General features: G+C 68.9%; 14 protein-coding genes. 8 read left to right on the forward strand and 6 right to left on the reverse strand.

All coding sequences use genetic code 11. The features are described from left to right. Positions 1-2: 2 nt before the first annotated feature. Positions 3-1,112, reverse strand: coding sequence for a hypothetical protein (locus AB7I40_RS11145; RefSeq protein ID WP_428346035.1), 1,110 nt, complete (start codon positions 1,110-1,112; stop codon positions 3-5). A gap of 228 nt (positions 1,113-1,340) precedes the next feature. On the opposite strand from AB7I40_RS11145, the gene AB7I40_RS11150 reads away from it, so the two are divergent. From AB7I40_RS11150 to AB7I40_RS11175, 6 genes are all read left to right on the forward strand, one after another. Next, positions 1,341-3,242: an alkaline phosphatase family protein gene (locus tag AB7I40_RS11150; RefSeq protein WP_428346034.1), complete on the forward strand. Its 1,902-nt coding sequence runs from the start codon at positions 1,341-1,343 to the stop codon at positions 3,240-3,242. A gap of 125 nt (positions 3,243-3,367) precedes the next feature. Further along, a complete protein-coding gene (locus AB7I40_RS11155) occupies positions 3,368-4,927 on the forward strand; it encodes a sulfatase family protein (RefSeq protein ID WP_428346033.1) in 1,560 nt (519 codons plus the stop codon). Between the two features lie 10 nt (positions 4,928-4,937). Continuing rightward, on the forward strand, positions 4,938-6,206 hold the full coding sequence (locus AB7I40_RS11160) for a magnesium transporter MgtE N-terminal domain-containing protein (protein ID WP_428346032.1): 1,269 nt from the start codon (positions 4,938-4,940) through the stop codon (positions 6,204-6,206). Then, entirely contained in the window at positions 6,199-6,720 is a 522-nt protein-coding gene (locus tag AB7I40_RS11165; RefSeq protein ID WP_428346031.1) for a DUF1003 domain-containing protein, read from the forward strand. Before AB7I40_RS11160 ends, AB7I40_RS11165 begins: the two co-directional genes overlap by 8 nt. Positions 6,721-6,753: 33 nt before the next feature. Continuing rightward, positions 6,754-7,908, forward strand: a complete 1,155-nt coding sequence (locus tag AB7I40_RS11170) for an Mrp/NBP35 family ATP-binding protein (protein ID WP_428346030.1) — start codon at positions 6,754-6,756, stop codon at positions 7,906-7,908. Positions 7,909-7,911: 3 nt separating this feature from the next. Further along, positions 7,912-8,253, forward strand: coding sequence for a sec-independent translocase (locus tag AB7I40_RS11175; protein ID WP_428346029.1), 342 nt, complete (start codon positions 7,912-7,914; stop codon positions 8,251-8,253). A gap of 36 nt (positions 8,254-8,289) precedes the next feature. On the opposite strand, the gene AB7I40_RS11180 is transcribed toward AB7I40_RS11175, so the two are convergent. After that, the gene (locus tag AB7I40_RS11180; protein ID WP_428346028.1) at positions 8,290-8,823 is read right to left on the reverse strand and encodes a hypothetical protein; all 534 of its coding nucleotides are present in this window, start codon (positions 8,821-8,823) and stop codon (positions 8,290-8,292) included. A 131-nt stretch (positions 8,824-8,954) separates the two neighbouring features. Between AB7I40_RS11180 and AB7I40_RS11185 the strand changes: the two genes are divergently transcribed. Then, positions 8,955-9,605 (forward strand): LysM peptidoglycan-binding domain-containing protein, encoded by a 651-nt coding sequence (locus tag AB7I40_RS11185; RefSeq protein WP_428346027.1) that lies wholly within the window; start codon positions 8,955-8,957, stop codon positions 9,603-9,605. After that, positions 9,602-10,117 carry an Rv3235 family protein gene (locus tag AB7I40_RS11190; RefSeq protein ID WP_428346026.1) on the forward strand — a complete coding sequence of 172 codons (516 nt, stop codon included), beginning with the start codon at positions 9,602-9,604 and terminating at the stop codon, positions 10,115-10,117. The genes AB7I40_RS11185 and AB7I40_RS11190 overlap by 4 nt, the downstream gene beginning before the upstream one ends. Positions 10,118-10,169: 52 nt before the next feature. Here the strand turns inward: AB7I40_RS11190 and secA are convergent, their stop codons facing one another. From secA to AB7I40_RS11210, 4 genes are all read right to left on the reverse strand, one after another. Beyond that, positions 10,170-13,010 (reverse strand): preprotein translocase subunit SecA, encoded by a 2,841-nt coding sequence (gene secA, locus AB7I40_RS11195; protein ID WP_428346025.1) that lies wholly within the window; start codon positions 13,008-13,010, stop codon positions 10,170-10,172. A gap of 109 nt (positions 13,011-13,119) precedes the next feature. Next, complete coding sequence (locus AB7I40_RS11200; protein ID WP_428346024.1) at positions 13,120-14,901, reverse strand: alkaline phosphatase D family protein; 1,782 nt, start codon at positions 14,899-14,901, stop codon at positions 13,120-13,122. A gap of 70 nt (positions 14,902-14,971) precedes the next feature. Next, positions 14,972-16,183: a winged helix-turn-helix domain-containing protein gene (locus AB7I40_RS11205; protein ID WP_428346023.1), complete on the reverse strand. Its 1,212-nt coding sequence runs from the start codon at positions 16,181-16,183 to the stop codon at positions 14,972-14,974. Beyond that, entirely contained in the window at positions 16,180-16,860 is a 681-nt protein-coding gene (locus AB7I40_RS11210; RefSeq protein WP_428346022.1) for a response regulator, read from the reverse strand. The genes AB7I40_RS11205 and AB7I40_RS11210 overlap by 4 nt, the downstream gene beginning before the upstream one ends. Positions 16,861-16,923 lie beyond the last annotated feature (63 nt).

Consider the following 16,923-nt stretch of genomic DNA (forward strand, 5'->3'; position numbering starts at 1 on the left):
GGCTAGCGGTTCCACCGATGCACGCGGCGCAGCAGTCGGGCGCCCTCAGCCACCAGGTCGTCCAGCCCGGTCGGCGGATTCTCCACGTCCTCACCCAGCTCGGTCGCACAGTGCCTCCACGTGGCTGCCGCCGCGCGCTCGACCTGGTCGAGAGGTGCAGGAGGCGTCTCGGGCTGGACCTCGGTCAGGGTCTCGGGGACCGGAAGGTCCTCGAGCGAACCGGTCACCCGGTAGCCCGCTCGGATGACCGCCCCGCGCACCTTCTCATTGAGGCCGCGCGCATAGGCCGCCCCCCGCGCATCCAGGACGGGGCGTCCCTCGAGCTCACGCAGTGGCCCGAGAACGGTCTTGGTCAACGGGCGCACCCCCTTGCGGTAGCGCCTGGGGGGTACGTCGGCGAGGTGGGGGTTGAGCCGACGCAGGAAGTCGCACGAGGCGTAGCCCAACGAGGAGTTGTCCCGCGTCTGCTCCAGAGTCGTCGTGGCGACCGGAAGCCCGACGGCCGAGCAGAAGCGGTTCCAGAGCTCGTCGCGGTCCGCGTCGGGCGGCGGGACGGTGACGACGTCCACCTGTCCGACCTGGGGGTGGCTGGCCCAGCGGGCCAGCATGGGCACGATGTCCTGCGCGCGGTGGAACGTCTGGAAGGCGCGCGAGTCGCGGCCGCGACCCAGACGGGGTGCATCGATCCGGCGCAGATAGGTCTCCCAGTCGTCTTCGCCGAAGTTGCGCACGAAGGTCTGCCACTGGGCGGGGATCGCTCGGAACTGGTCCCGCACGGTGAGGACCACCTGGACCTCGAGTCCGGCGAGCGGCGCCAGGAAGGTGTCGAGCTGATGGTCGCGGGCGAAGCTGAGGAACTCCATCGAGACCAGTCCGGCGTTGCCCTCGTAGGCGCGGGCCTCCTCGGCCAGGGCCGCCCAGCCGCGCGGCCCGTCGGTCCGAGGCGGGCGACCGAGCCCCAGCCGGACGGCGCGTGACTGCTTGGCGAAGCCTCCGCCGAGGTAGGCCAGGCCGGCTTGCGCGAGGGCGTCCTGGTTCCCCATGAGGGCCGACTGGATGAAGCTGGTGCCGGACTTCATCGTCCCGATGTGGAGGACCACGCGATCGGCCACTGCTTCTCCCTACCAAGAATGACTCTGTCCTGGGCGCGCTGGGCGAGCCGCTCCATGTTCGTCGTCAGGGTAGCCATGGCGGGCTGGTTTCCAGAAGGCGCGCCGCTCGGTTTGGTAACGATAAGGTCACGGTTTCCCAGGTGACCCACCAGCACCACTGGCACCGCCCCTACTGTCGCAGGTGTTGTCTGCCTGACCCAACTCCCCCCGGCCGAAGGATTCCCCCGCATGCGAGTCGTCCGAGCTGCCCACCTCTCACGACACGCGACCCGGAGCACTCGACTCGGCGTACTCGCGCTGGCCGTCGGACTGGTGGCTGGCATGGGCCTGCAGGCACCGCTCCTGGCCGCAGGCTCGACACCGGTGGCGACCCCCGCCGCGAGCGCTCCCGTCGCGGACCTGCCCACGGTGCTCCAGGTGAGTTCGTTCAACCTTCTCGGCTACGGGCACACCGCCCCGGGAGGCGATCGCAAGGGCTGGGCATCAGGAGTGACCCGGATGGGCTGGTCGGTCCGGCTGATCGAGCACAACAGCCTCGACGTCATCGGCTTCCAGGAGATGCAGCGACCCCAGTTCGACCGGTTCAAGGAGCTGGTGGGCGGCGACTTCGGGGTCTACCCCGGCGCTCAGCTCACGAGGGCGGCCATGGCCAACTCGATCGCCTGGCGCAGAGCCGAATGGCGGCTGGTCGAGGCGAACACCATGCTGGTGCCCTACTTCAAGGGCAACCTCATCCGGATGCCCTACGTCCTGCTGCGCAACGTGCAGACCGGTCGCCAGGCCTACTTCTACAACTCCCACAACCCCGCGGATGCCCACGGCCCGGCCCAGAAGTGGCGCGACCAGGCCGTCCAGCTCGAGATCGGCCTGGTCAACCGGCTCCGCGCGGAGTCCCCGGACATCCCCGTCTTCGACACCGGCGACAAGAACGACCGCGAGGAGTTCCTCTGCCCGATGCTGGCCGACACCGAGATGCAGGCCGCCAACGGCGGCTCGATGGTCAACAACGTCTGCTCGCCGCCGAGCCAGATGAAGGTCGACTGGGTGATGGGCAGCAGCGAGGTGGTCTTCACCGACTACCAGGCGATCCGCAGCGCCCTGGTCAAGAAGACCACTGATCACCCGTTGATCGTCACCACCGCGGTGATCCCACCGCTGTCCGTGGTGACCGCACCCGTGTCGCGGGTCCTGGTGCTCTCCGTCGAGGGCCTGCGCCCCGCAGCGATCACGACCTCGGGTCTCACCGGCACCCCGGCCATCCACTCGATGATGGCCACCGGCGCCTCCACGCTGAATGCCCGCACCGCCTTCGAACGGGTCGCCCGACTGCCCAACCTCGTGGGCATGATGACCGGGCGACGCGTCGACCCGACCAAGGGCGGACACGGCGTCGGATGGCGCACCGACCCCGGCACGACGGTGCATGCGGCTGCCGGTCGCTACGTCTCCAGCGTCTTCGACCTGGCCCACAACTTCGGGATGCGCACCGCGCTGCTCACCAGCCAGTCCGGACTCTCCCGGCTCGAGGACTCATGGGACGCCACCAACGGCGGGACGGATCCCTACGCACCCGACAACGGTCGCGCCAAGATCTCGCGCTTCATCCTGGCCGCCGACGACCGGAGCATGACCACCAGCGCACGCGAACTGCTCCTGGGCAACGCGCCGACGTACACCTTCGCCCAGTTCTCGGGCCTCAACCAGGCAGGTCGGCGCTACGGGTGGCGCAGTGCCGAGTACGCCGCCGCGCTCACCGAGACCGACCGGCTCATCCAGCGTCTCCTCACCACCATCAACTCCTCCAGCCGCCTGCGGGGCACCACGATGGTCATCCTGACCTCCGAGCACGGCGGGAGCGACCGCCCCGGAACCCCGGCCACCCTGGTCGACAACTACCGGGTGCCGCTCGTCATCACCGGCCCCGGCGTCGCGACCGGCGCCGACCTCTACACCCTGAACCCGCAGTACACGCGCCCGGGACACACCCGCCCGACGTACGCCGGCGCCCAGCCCATCCGCAACACCGACATCGCCAACCTGGTCACCTCCTCGCTCGGGCTGCCGGCCATCCCCGGAAGCACCCAGAACAGCGACCAGTCCTTCACGGTGCTCGCACCGACGGCGCCCTGACCGGCCGGCACGGCTGGCCGATCGTGGCTGGGGCCGTGACCTAGACTGACCTCTCCCTGAAATCCGAGGAGATCCACAGCCACATGCCCCACTCCCCGACGCGACCTCGCTCGCGGGGAACTCGAATGCTGGCTGTCACTGCCATCACCGCGCTGGCTGCCGCAGGCCTGGCGGCCTGTGACGGCGGCTCCGAGCCCCGCCCCAAGGCCGAGCGCACGCACCACTCGGTCACGACCGGGCCGCAGCCCGTGCCCTCTCCCGGAGCCCAGGACCAGATCAGCCTGACCGATCCCGTGTCGCCCTCGAGGTTCACCGCACCCGCCAAACCCAACCTGCTCATGATCACCGTCGACGACGCGGCGCAGGTGGACCTGCGGTACATGCCTCACGTGCAGCGCCTGCTGGCCGACCAGGGCGTCACCCTCAACAACGGCATCGCACCCACCCCGATCTGCGTCCCGGCCCGCGCCTCGCTCATCTCCGGGCAGTACGCCCACAATCACGGTGCGCTCACCATCAACGGCGCCGGCGGTGGCTTCGAGGCCTTCCAGGACGACGACACCCTGCCGGTCTGGCTGCAGAAGGCCGGCTACGACACCCTCTTCATCGGCAAGTACCTCAACGGCTACGGCGAGCGCGGGTCCAACACCTACGTGCCGCCGGGCTGGACCGACTGGCGGGCGACGGTCGACCCCACGACGTACAACTTCCTGCGCCCGACCGTGAACAACAACGGCACCAACGTGCGCCACGACGAGTATTCGAGCAACCTGTTCAGCGACCTGAGCACCGACATGCTGTCGGCGCCACAGCGCAAGAAGCGTCCGTGGTACCTGTGGGTCAACTACGTCGCCCCGCACACCGGCGGTCCCAATGAGGCCGACGACCCGGTCAACACGCATCCTGACGATCCGAAACCGGTGAAGACCACCACGCCGGACAAGCGCGACCAGAACACGTTCTCCGATCTCGCCCTGCCCGACAAGCCCAACATGTTCGAGAACACCGACGACAAGGCGATCATCCGCGCGACCCACCGGGTCTGGTCCGAGGATCGCAAGGAAGAGCTGGTGGAGGCCCACCAGCAGCGGGTCGAGGCCCTGCAGTCTGTCGACCGGGCGGTCGCCCGCACCGTGCAGACCCTGAGACGCACCGGCCAGCTCGACAACACCTACATCGTGTTCACCTCCGACAACGGCTACGTGCTGGGTGAGCACAACCTCGAGGGCAAGCTCTGGTACTTCCGCGAGATCGTCGGCATCCCGATGTACGTCCGTGGCCCGGGGCTGCGCGCGGGCAGCGTGAGCTCCACCCCGGTGACCAACGCCGACTGGGCGCCGACCTTCGCCGCCCTCGCCGGAGCAACCCCGACTCGCCCCGTCGACGGCCTCGACGTGATGCCCTGGCTGGAGGGACCCGCCACCACGCGTGTGGTGCCCATCGAGGCCTACCCGGTGCAGGGCGGCACCACGCCGCGCTACACCGGCGTCGTGGTGGGTCCGTGGACCTACGTACGCAGCATCGGGGGCCGCGAGGAGCTCTACTACCGCAAGGTCGACCCCTGGCAGATCAACAACCTGCGCCGTGACCCGCGCTTCCGCACCCAGCTCCGGGCGCTGTCCGCACTCACCGACCAGTACGCCGATTGCGCGGCAAGCACCTGCCCGAGCGACTTCTACCGCTAGCGTTGGGCTCATGAGCACCAGCCCCTCCCGCGTCTTCGCGGCCCGTCTCGTGGGGCTCCCGGTCTTCGACCCACAGGGCGACCAGGTGGGCAAGGTGCGTGACCTCGTGGTCGCGGTCCGCTCGGACGCCCATCAGCCGCGGGTGCTGGGGTTGGTGGCCGAGGTGTTCGGCCGTCGCCGGATCTTCGTGCCGATGACCCGGGTCACCCATATCGACAGCGGTCAGGTCTACACGACGGGTCTGCTCAACATGCGTCGGTTCGAACAGCGGCCGACCGAGACGCTGGTGATCGGCCAGATGCTCGACCGCGAGGTCACCATCAACACCGGCGGGGCCGAGAGCGGCCTGCGCGGCGTGGTGTACGACGTGGCGATGGAGCAGGCCCGCAACCGGGACTGGGTGCTGTCGCGAGTCGCCGTCCAGGAGCCCAGCAAGGGCTTTCGACGCAAGGGCCAGACCCATGTCGTGGACTGGCGCGACGTGGAGGGCCTGAGCCGTCGTGACGAGGCCCAGGGCGCCACACATCTGATCGCCGCGCTCAATGAGATGCGCCCCGCCGACGCCGCCAACATGATCCACGAGCTCCCCCGCGAGCGGCGTGCGGCCGTGGTCGCGGCCCTGGACGACGAACGACTCGCCGATGTCCTGGAGGAGCTGCCCGAGGAGGATCAGGTGGAGATCCTCGAACACTTGGACTCCGAGCGCGCAGCCGACGTCCTGGAGGAGATGTCGGCCGATGACGCCGCCGACCTGATCGCCGACCTGCCGCCCGAGACGGCCGCTGCCCTGCTCGCGCTGATGGATCCGGACGAGGCAGCCGACGTACGCCGGCTGATGTCCTACACCGAGCACACCGCCGGCGCCATGATGACTCCTGAACCGGTGATCCTCGGTCCCGATGCGACGATCGCCGACGCCCTGGCCCACGTCCGCAACCCGGAGCTCACGCCCTCGTTGGCCGCCCTGGTCTACGTGTGCCGCCCGCCCCTGGAGACCCCCACCGGCAAGCTGCTCGGCGTCGCCCACATCCAGCGCCTCCTGCGCGAACCGCCGTCCACCCTGGTGGCCGGCGTCCTCGACGACTCGATGGATCCGCTGCGACCAGAGTCCTCGATCGACCAGGTGGCAGCCCACCTCGCGACGTACAACCTGGTGGCCGCACCGGTGGTCGACGACGACGGCCGGCTGATCGGGGCGGTGACCGTCGACGACCTGCTCGACCACATGCTGCCGGAGAACTGGCGGGACCAGGCTGTGCGCAGGACGCGCGATGGCTGAACCGCGCGGCCGTCTCGACACGCCCAAGGAGTCGCGTCGCCCGCTGGTCCGGCGCCCCGACTACGACTCCGACACGTTCGGCGTGTTCGCCGAGCAGTTCGCCCGGTTCATGGGGACGGCGAAGTTCCTCATCTACATGACGCTGTTCGTGTTGATCTGGGTCGGATGGAACCTGCTGGCTCCCGAGGACTGGCGCTGGGACAACTATCCGTTCATCTTCCTGACGTTGATGCTCAGCCTCCAGGCGTCCTACGCCGCCCCGCTCATCCTGTTGGCGCAGAACCGGCAGGAGCAGCGCGACAAGGTGATCTGGGAGCAGGACCGTCAGGCGAACGCGCGCGCGCACGCCGACATGGAGTTCCTGGCTCGCGAGGTGGCCTCGCTGCGGATGTCGGTCGGTGAGGTCGCGACCCGCGACTTCCTGCGCTCGGAGCTGCGCAATCTGCGCGAGGACCTGGTCGTGGACCTGCGAGAGGATCAGTCCGATGGCGAGGATCACCCCTCCGGCGGGTGAGTGGCGACCAGCGGGCCACTAGGCTGGGGGATCATGAGCATCCCCACCCTCGAGCAGGTCACCGCGGCGCTTGCGACCGTCAACGACCCCGAGATCAAGCGCCCCATCACCGAGATCAACATGGTCGACACCGTCGACATCCGTGCCGACGGCACCGTCGACGTCCGGGTGCTGCTGACGGTGGCCGGTTGTCCGCTCAAGGACACCATCACCCGCGACGTCACCGCCGCGGTCTCCGGCGTTCCCGGAGTCACTGCGGTCAACCTCGATCTCGGTGTGATGACCGCCGAACAACGCGGCGGGCTCCAGGAGGTGCTGCGCGGTGGCCAGGCTCAGCGCGAGATCCCCTTCGCCCAGCCGGGCTCGCTCACCAAGGTGTTCGCGGTGGCCAGCGGCAAGGGTGGTGTGGGCAAGTCGTCGGTGACGGTGAACCTCGCGCTCGCGATGGCAGCCCAAGGGCTGCGCGTGGGTGTGGTCGACGCCGACATCTACGGCCACTCGGTGCCGGCCATGCTCGGAGTCGGAGACAGTCGCCCGACCCAGGTCGAGGAGCTCATCATGCCGGTCCCGACGCCGTCGGGGGTGTCGGTGATCTCCATCGGGATGCTCAAGCCGCGACGCGACCAGGTCGTCGCCTGGCGCGGTCCGATGCTCGACCGAGCACTCGTCCAGATGCTCAGCGACGTCTACTGGGGCGACCTCGACGTCCTGCTCCTCGACCTGCCCCCGGGCACCGGGGACGTGGCCATCTCCCTGGGGCAGCACCTGCCCAACGCCGAGGTCATCGTCGTGACCACGCCGCAGGAAGCGGCCGCGGAGGTCGCCGAACGGGCGGGCACCATGGCCTCGATGATGAACCAGCGCGTCGTCGGCGTGGTGGAGAACATGAGCTTCCTGCCCTGCCCCCACTGCGGCCCGGAGCACCGACTCGAGGTCTTCGGGGCAGGTGGGGGCGCCCGGGTGGCGGCCACGCTGTCGCAGCGCTTCGGCTACGACGTCCCGGTCCTCGCCGAGATCCCACTTGATCTCGCGCTGCGTGCCGGCGGCGACGCAGGCACACCGATCGTCGAGTCCGACCCGAATGCTCCGGCTGCGGTCGAGCTGCTCAAGGTGGCGCAGGCGCTCCTCGGACGCGGCCGCGGGCTGGCCGGGATGCAACTCGGCCTGACCCCGTCCAGTAAGTTCTGATCCATGTTCGGCGTCGGTCTACCCGAGATGGCGGTGATCGCCATCATCGCCGTCCTCGTCTTCGGGCCCGACAAGCTGCCTGACCTGGCCAAGCAGGCCGGGGGTTTCCTGCGTCAGCTGCGCAACATGGCCAACGCGGCCCGCGACGAGATCCGCGAGGAGTTGGGTCCGGAGTACGCCGACCTCGAACTGCGCGACCTCGATCCCCGCACGATCGTGCGCAAGCACATCGTCGAGGCGATGAACGACGCCGACTCCGAGACGCCATCAGGGCGGAAGTCGACCCGCGGCCAGCGTCCGCTGGCCACCGGCGAGCTGCCGCCGTACGACGTCGACGCGACCTGAGGCCCCCCACCGGTTCTACCGAGGGATCAGTGGGCCTCAGTCGCGTTTCTGTACGGCGGCGATGGCCGTGAAGGCGACGAGCACCGAGGTGGCCTGACCGGTCACGCCCTCCAGGAAGTCCGCCCCGACCCGCTCGGGACGCAGGTCGCACCGGGTGCCGTCGTAGAGATGCACCAGGCAGCGTTCACGGGTGTCCGCGAGGCGGCGCAGCGCCGAGCCCAGCCCGAGTCGCGCCACGGGAGACCACGCCGACTCGGCCAGCGAGCGGCGGGAGGCACCCTGCACCTGACCCACCGCGGCCAGGGGGACGATCCACTCCTGCCCCTGCCCCGCCACCAGGCACCACTGTGAGCTGACCCGCTGCAGCGCTCCCGCCACCGCCCCCACCGACCGGACCTGGAGCACCACCGGTTGGCCGACCGAGGCCATCAGACGGCTGGCCAGGCTGACTGCGGAGTACTCGGCTCGGGCGCGCTCGGCGATCTCCGCCTCGCGCTCGGTCCGGAACAGGTCGTCGGCCTGCTGCTCCAGATCGTCGAAGAGCGCGAACAACTGCTCGTCCCACGTCATGGGGCCCAGCCTCGCATGACGACGACGCGCGTCACCTCCACACTCCACAGACTGGAAAGTCTCTCTTGCCAAGACCATCCGACGCTCGTTAAATGATGCAAACAGAAGCAAACGCATGGTTCGGGGGTCAGATGCATGCATCACGGTCGTTCACGCGCTGCTCGGCAGTGTGGCTCGGGGTCACCATCCCCATCTGCCCTCTCCTGGTCTGGCTGCTCCGGGACATCGCAGCGCTTGACGGTGGTCGGCTCGGCTTCGCTGACCTGCTCTTGGGGGTGGCCGAACTCGTGCTGGCCGGGTGCGCCGCCTGGTTCTGGCTGGTCACCACCGTGGTCGCGGCGCACGGCCTCCGTGGCGATGCTCGGGAGTCCCGGCCCCGCCCGCTGGGCTGCCCTGCCGGTCTGCGCCGGGCCCTGTTCGCCGCGTGTGGGCTTGCCCTGACCTCGCAGATAGTGGCTCCGGCACTGGCCGCCGATCCTCACCACCAGTCGGTGCCGGCGAGTCTCGTGGTCGGCCTCCCGCTGCCTGACCGGGCCCTCAGCACCTCGCCGCCGCCGCAGGAGCGATCAGCCACACCGGTGCGCCGCATCGCTGTCCAGCCCGGCGACACCTTGTGGGCGATCACCGCCAGCCTGCTCCCACCCGGGGCCGACGACGCACGGATCGCAGCCGGCTGGCACGCCCTGCACCAGGCCAACCGGGCGCTGATCGGGCCCGACCCCGACCTGATCCTGCCCGGCACCCGCCTGGCGATCCCCACCTTCGAGGAGGCTCCGCGATGAGCACCAGCCAGCCCGACGTGACCCACCTGCGACGTCCGGTCCCCCTCCAGCCCACGCAGGGCACCCTGGCGCTCGATCTCGCCGGGCATCTCGATCCACCTGCGCCAACCGAGGAGACCAGTGCTGTGCAGGGCGACGTGGTGCCGATCGACGTCCTGGCCAAACGTCAGCTCGAGTCGTGGGCCCGCCGCTACGCCCAAGCCGCTGTCGAGATCGTCAACGGCGACCGGCCAGCTTCGCAGCTCGTGCGGTGGACCTCACCGCGCGTGCACGAGGAATTGACCCGCCGAGCCCAGATCGTGGCCCGCGCGGGGGTCCATCAGGCGGGGCTGGGCCGCGGTCGCCGACCCGTGGTCAGGCCAGCGGTCCAGAGTCTCAGGTCGTGCTTCATCAGTCCGGTCATCGCCGAGGTGAGCATCCATGTGCGCCACGGTCAGCGCTCTCGGGCGCTCGCGGCCCGCTTCGAACACCGCAACCAGAAGTGGATCTGCACCGCCCTCGAGTTCGCCTGACCCGGCACATCTGCGACGGGTCAGCGCGATCTGGGTGTCGCTCTGCGACAGGTCAGCCGTTGACCCGTGCCGTCAGACCGGTCGGCCCACCGGGAGCCCCGTGGCACTTCTTGAACTTCTTGCCCGAGCCACACGGACAGTCGGCGTTGCGCCCGACGCCGGCGAACTGGTCGTCGGCGTTGCTCACCGTGCCCTTGACCTCGACCTCGCCGTCCTCGCTGGGAGCCGAGTAGGAGAGGTTGGCCGGCGCCTTGGGCTTGGTGAGGCCCTTGACGAGCATGGCGGGGGCCTCCACCGCGGGCGGAGCATCGGGCAGCTGTCGGGCCATCGGCTCGACCGCCGGGGTGGCCGCGGCCAGGGACTCCGCATCGACCTCGATGGTGTCGTCAGGCGCCTCGGTGAACTGGACGTCAGCATTGAACAGGAAGCCGACGGCCTCCTCCTTGATGCCGTCCATCATGGCCGCGAACATGTCGAAGCCCTCGCGCTGGTACTCCACCAGCGGGTCACGTTGGCTGTAGGCCCGCAGGTAGATGCCCTCGCGCAGATAGTCCATCTCGTAGAGGTGCTCGCGCCACTTCCGGTCCAGCACGGCGAGCAGCACGTTGCGCTCGAGGTCGCGCATGTTCTCCTCGCCCAGGCTGGCCTCGCGAGCGTCGTACGCCGCGAGTGCATCCGCCTGGATGTCGGCGATCAGCTGGTCACGGTCGAGGTTGCCCCGACCGCCTGCGTCGGCCTCCATGGACTTGTAGTCCAACGAGATCGGGTAGAGCTGCTTGAGCCCGACCCAGAGGGCCTCGAGGTCCCACTCCTCCGCGAACTCCTCGGTGGCACCAGCCACGTAGCCGGCGATGACGTCCTCGATGAAACCGCGCACCTGCTCCTCGAGGTCCGCGCCCTCGAGGACCTCACGACGCTCGCCGTAGATGACCTCACGCTGACGGTTCATCACGTCGTCGTACTTGAGCACGTTCTTGCGGGACTCGAAGTTCTGCGACTCCACCTGCCCCTGGGCGTTCGCGATGGCCCCGGTGACCCGCTTGTTCTCGATCGGGATCTCGTCGGGGACCTTCAGCATGGTCAGCACCCGGTCGACCCAGTCGGACTTGAACCGCTGCATCAACTCGTCCTGCAGGGACAGGTAGAACCGGGACTCGCCCGGGTCACCCTGGCGCCCGGAGCGACCGCGCAGCTGGTTGTCGATGCGTCGTGACTCGTGGCGCTCGGTGCCCACGACGTAGAGGCCTCCGGCGTCCTTGACCTCGTCGTGCTCGCTGGCCACCTGGGTCTTGATCCGCTCGAGCATGGTGGGCCAGGCGGCTTCGTACTCGGCGCTCGTCTCGCCCACCGGGTCCAGCCCCTGCTTGCGCAGCTCCTGGTCGGCGAGGAACTCCACGGAGCCGCCGAGCATGATGTCGGTGCCGCGACCGGCCATGTTGGTCGCAACCGTCACGGCGCCCTTGTGGCCCGCCAGCGCGACGATCTTGGCCTCGTCGGCGTGCACCTTCGCGTTGAGCACCGTGTGCGGGATGCCCTTCTTCTTCAGCAGCCCCGACAGGTGCTCGGACTTCTCCACCGAGACCGTGCCGACCAGCACCGGCTGGCCCTTCTCGTGCCGCTCGGCGATGTCGTCGACGACGGCGGCGTACTTCGCGTCCTCGGTGCGGTAGACCAGGTCGCCCTGGTCGATGCGCGACAGCGGCTTGTTGGGCGGGATCGGGACGACCCCGAGCTTGTAGATCTTGTCGAACTCGGAGGCCTCGGTCATGGCCGTTCCGGTCATGCCGGAGAGCTTGTCGTAGAGGCGGAAGTAGTTCTGCAGGGTGATCGTGGCGAGGGTCTGGTACTCCTCGCGGATCTCCACGCCCTCCTTGGCCTCGATCGCCTGGTGCAGGCCCTCGTTGTAGCGTCGACCGGCCAGCATGCGGCCGGTGTGCTCGTCGACGATCAGGACCTCGCCGTTCATCACGACGTACTCCTTGTCGTGGCGGAACAGCTCCTTGGCCTTGATCGAGTTGTTCATGAACGAGATGAGCGGGGTGTTGACCGAGTCGTAGAGGTTGTCGATGCCCAGGTGGTCCTCCACCTTGGTGATGCCGGGCTCGAGCACCGAGATCGTGCGCTTCTTCTCGTCGACCTCGTAGTCCACGTCCTTGACCATGCTGCGCGCGATGGTGGCGAACTCGTCGTACCACCGCACCTCGTCCTGCGTGGGCCCGGAGATGATGAGCGGGGTGCGAGCCTCGTCGATCAGGATCGAGTCGACCTCGTCGACGATCGCGAAGTTGTGTCCGCGCTGGACGCAGTCGGCGATCGAGTTGGCCATGTTGTCGCGCAGGTAGTCGAAGCCGAGCTCGTTGTTGGTGCCGTAGGTGATGTCGCAGGCGTAGGCCACCCGGCGCTCGGCCGGGGTCATCGACGGCAGGATCACCCCGGTGCTGAGCCCCAGGAAGCTGTGGATGCGGCCCATCCACTCGGCGTGGTACTTCGCCAGGTAGTCGTTGACCGTGACGACGTGGACGCCGTCGCCGCTCAGCGCGTTGAGGTACGACGGGAGGGTGGCGACCAGGGTCTTGCCCTCACCGGTCTTCATCTCCGCGATGTTGCCGAGGTGGAGCGCTGCCCCGCCCATCACCTGGACGTCGAAGTGCCGCATGCCCACGACCCGCTTGGCCGCTTCACGCACGGTCGCGAACGCCTCAGGCATCAGGTCGTCGAGGCTCTCGCCGTCGGCGAGCCGCTTCCTGAACTCCGGCGTCATCGCCTGGAGCTCGGCATCGGTCATCTCGACGAAATCGTCCTCGATGGCGGCGACGGCCTTGGCGATGGCGTCCAGCTCACGAAGGATCTTGCCCTCGCCGATGCGGAGGAGCTTGTCGAGAATGGCAGGCACGGTGGTGGAACTCCCAAATCAGTTGACCAGATGAAGTGATCGGCGCAGTGGTGCGCGCCCGCCACTCTACCCAGCGCGGAAAGCGCTGACTGCCAATGGGCGAGACCGATCAGTGTCCACGTGGCCGGTCGGCCCGACTGCCGACCTGGCCGGCCGCCGCCGTCACCGCACGACTGCCGGCAAGGGTCTGCATGCTGCGGGCATAGGTGGGCACCACATGTCGGCTGGCCCGGGGCTCGGGCTGGGCGCTGGTGGGCGTCGGCGTGAGGAAGTAGTCCACCTGGACCCGCTCGGGAGTCACGTCGACGACCAGGAAGCCATGACCGATCCCGTCGAGGTACTTCGTCCAGGGGTTCAGCCCCTGGATCTGGGCCACCACGCCGTTGACGAGCGCCACCCTGTTCTCCGGCGGGGTGCCCGGCGGCACGACAGTGGCCGACAGCTCGTAGAAGCCGTCACTGGTCACCGAGGGGGTCACGAACTCGACCCCCGCGGACTCGTAGGCGCCCGTGGCGTGTGGATCGGACGGCAGGTCCGCTGCCCAGGAGGAGTGGATGTCCCCGGTCAGGACGACGGTGTCGCCCGCGTCGGCGGGCTGGGCCGCGAGGTGAGCCAGGAAGTCCACCTGGTCGGCGCCGTACCCGTCCCAGGCATCGCCGTTGACGAGGTCCACCGGTGAGCCGAAGACGGCACCGGGGATCCGGAACGGGGTCACCATCACCTGGTTGCCGAGCAGATGCCAGGGTCTGCCCGCCGACGCGACGGTGTCCTTGACCCACTGCAGTTGCTCGGGCTCGGCCAGATGCCGACTGGGATCGGCCAGCGCCGCATCGATCTGGGGGATCCCGAGCGGCACGAAGCCGGTCACGTCGGGGCCGCCGGGCGGCACCACCTGCTCGCTGCGGTTCTGCCGCGTCTCCAGCACCGAGAGGTCGGCGAGGTCACCGAAGGTGAACTTCTTGAAGAACTGGGTGCCCTGGTGCGGCGTCTGCTGGTCGGGGAGCCGGAACGGCATCCACTCCAGATAGGCCTGGAGGGCCTGCGCGCGCCTAGCCAGGAAGTCGCCCTCACCGGCCTGGTGGTTCTCAGCCCCACCCGACCAGGCGTTGTTGGCGACCTCGTGGTCGTCGAAGATCGTGATCCAGGGCAGCTTCGCGTGCGCCGCCTGCAGGTCCCGGTCGGCCTTGTGCAGGGCGTGGCGCAGCCGGTAGCCCTGCAGGTCGATCGTCTCGGTCTCCGGCTGGCCGTCACGGACCCCGATCAGCTCGGGCGGCCCGTAGCGGTCGACGCCGTTGCCGTACTCGTAGATGTAGTCACCCACGTGCAGGACGAAGTCCAGGTCGGAGCGCCGCGCGATCGCCCGGTAGGCACTGAACCAGCCGCCCGTGTAGTTGCTGCAGGAGGCCAGCGCGAAGCGCAGGGCGTGGGTGCGTCCCGGCTCGTCGCCGGCCGTCTGGGTGCGCCCCACCGGGCTGTGCGTGCCTCGCGCTCCGAAGCGGTACCAGTACGTCGTGTAGGGATGCAGGCCCTGCACGTCGATCTTGACCGTGTGATCGCTGTCCGGACTGGTCATCGCGTGGCCGCGGCGCACCACGTGACGGAAGTGCCGATCGGTGCTCACCTGCCAGGAGACCCTGAGCGGTCGACCGAGCCCACTGCCGGGCACCGCGACGGGTTCACCCTTCCGCGACGGCGGAGTGGCTCGGGTCCACAGGATCACCGAGGTGGCTGTGGGGTCGCCGCTGGCGACGCCGTAGCCGAAGATGCCGTGGTGCGCCGGCGCACCTGCCACGGCCGGATCGAAGCCGCGCAACGGCACGGCCAGAGCGGCCGTCGCGACGGCTGCGCCCTTGACGAAGACTCGGCGGTCCACACCTGGTGCTGGGGTCATGATTCGGAGCATGGCACCAACCGTGCCCTTCTCGCCATGGCTACTGGGGTCCGAGCAGCCCACGGCTGACTCAGCCTCGGGCGACCTCGAGCGCCAGGGCGCCAGCGAGATCACCGCGAGGAGCGACAGCGATGTCGTCGAGGCCCAGCCAGGTGGCCAAGGCCCGGAGCTCCGCTGCCAGTTCGAAAGCGGTCTCCTCCGGCGCGCCGGGCTCGGCGTAGACCCCTTGCACCCGAAGGACGCCGACCTTGCGGTCGGCCTTCAGATCGACCCGCGCCACGATCCGGTCACCCAGCAGGAACGGCAGCACGTAGTAGCCATGCACCCGCTTGTGCGCCGGCACGTAGATCTCGATGCGATAGACGAAGTCGAACAGGGCCTCGGCCCGGGCCCGCTCCCACACCACGGGATCGAACGGGCTGAGCACCGCGCGGGCCTCGATCCGGCGGGGACGGGCAGCGTCGGCATGCAGGTAGGCCTGACGGTGCCAGCCCTCGACCCGCACCGGCAGCAGCTCCCCTGCCTCCACCAACGCGTCCACGGCCGGGCGAACCGACTCGGCCGACATCCGGTAGTAGTCCCGCAGGCACACGAGGCTGGCCACGCCGTGCGACCGGGCGGCCCGCCTGACCAGTTCGATGTCGGCGTCGGCCCGGCTCGGTGTGGGCATCGCGAGCACGGCGGCGGGAAGGACCCGCTCGGGGAGGTCGTAGACGACCTCGAACTGCTGGTTGCGACCGGCGATGGCCAGGTCACCCACCAGGTAGAGATAGTCGAGCACCTTGCGGGTCTCGGACCAGTTCCAGCCCCAGTTGTCCTTGCTTCGCGGGCCACCGTCATCCAGGTCACGGGCGGTGCTGGGGCCCGCCTCCCGGATCTCGGCCAGCACGGACGCCTCCAGCGCAGGATTGTCGGCCAGCATGGACCACTTGCCGCGACTCCCCCGGTAGTGCTCCATCCGGTGCTGCATCACCGGCCAGAGCTCGACCGGCATGAACGCCTGCACGTGAGCCCAGTACTCCACCACCCGGCGCGGGCGCTGCTCGGCGGCCCGGCGCAGCAGGCCGGTGTCGTAGGACCCCATCCGGGAGAACAGGGGCATGTAGTGGGCGCGCTGCAGCACGTTGACGGAGTCCACCTGCAACACGCCCGTGCGTCTCAGCGTGCGCGTGAAGGTGCCCATCGTCGGCACGGTGTGGCGGGGGTCGCGAAAGCCCTGGGCGGACAGGGCGATCCGGCGCGCCTGAGCCTTCGAGAGGACCAGTGACGAGCCGGAGGTCACGGGATGTCGAGCAGCTTCTCTCGCACGGCGTACATCACGGCCTCCATGCGGGAGTGCAGCTGGAGCTTCTCCAGGATGTTGCGCACGTGGTTCTTGACGGTGTTCTCGGAGATGAACAGCTGCTTGGCGATCTCGCGGTTGTTGAGGCCCTTGGCGACCAGCCGCAGCACCTCGAGCTCGCGGTCGGTGAGCCGTAGCCCAGGCACGTTGTCACGCTCGGGACGCGACATCTGCTTGAACTCGTCGATCAGCTTGACCGCCATCGACGGGCTGATCAGCGACTGGCCGTCAGCGACCACGCGCACCGCTTGGGCGACCTCCTCGATCGAGGAGTCCTTGAGCAGATAACCGGAGGCCCCGCTCTTGACCGCCTCGTAGAGGTCGGCCTCCTCGTCGCTGACGGTGAGCATGATGATCTTGGCCGAGGGAACGACCTCCTTGATCGCCACACAGGCCTCGATGCCGGAGCGTTTGGGCATCCGCACATCGAGCAGGACGACGTCAGGAGCTGAGCTTGCGGCGATGGTCGTGCCCTCGACGCCGTCGCCTGCTTCGCCGACGACCTCGATGCCCTGCTCGACGCCGAGCAGCATGACCATGCCCCGTCTGAAGAGCTCCTGGTCATCCACCACGAGGACGCGGATCGGCTCGGGCTCGAAGGCACGTGAATCTGTCACAGAGGAATCATGTCACGAACCGGCGACAGAAATGGCCCGTTCGGAGGATTGAGTGTGGAGACG

The sequence above is a fragment of the Nocardioides sp. genome (assembly GCF_050246775.1).
Taxonomy (GTDB): Bacteria; Actinomycetota; Actinomycetes; order Propionibacteriales; family Nocardioidaceae; genus Nocardioides.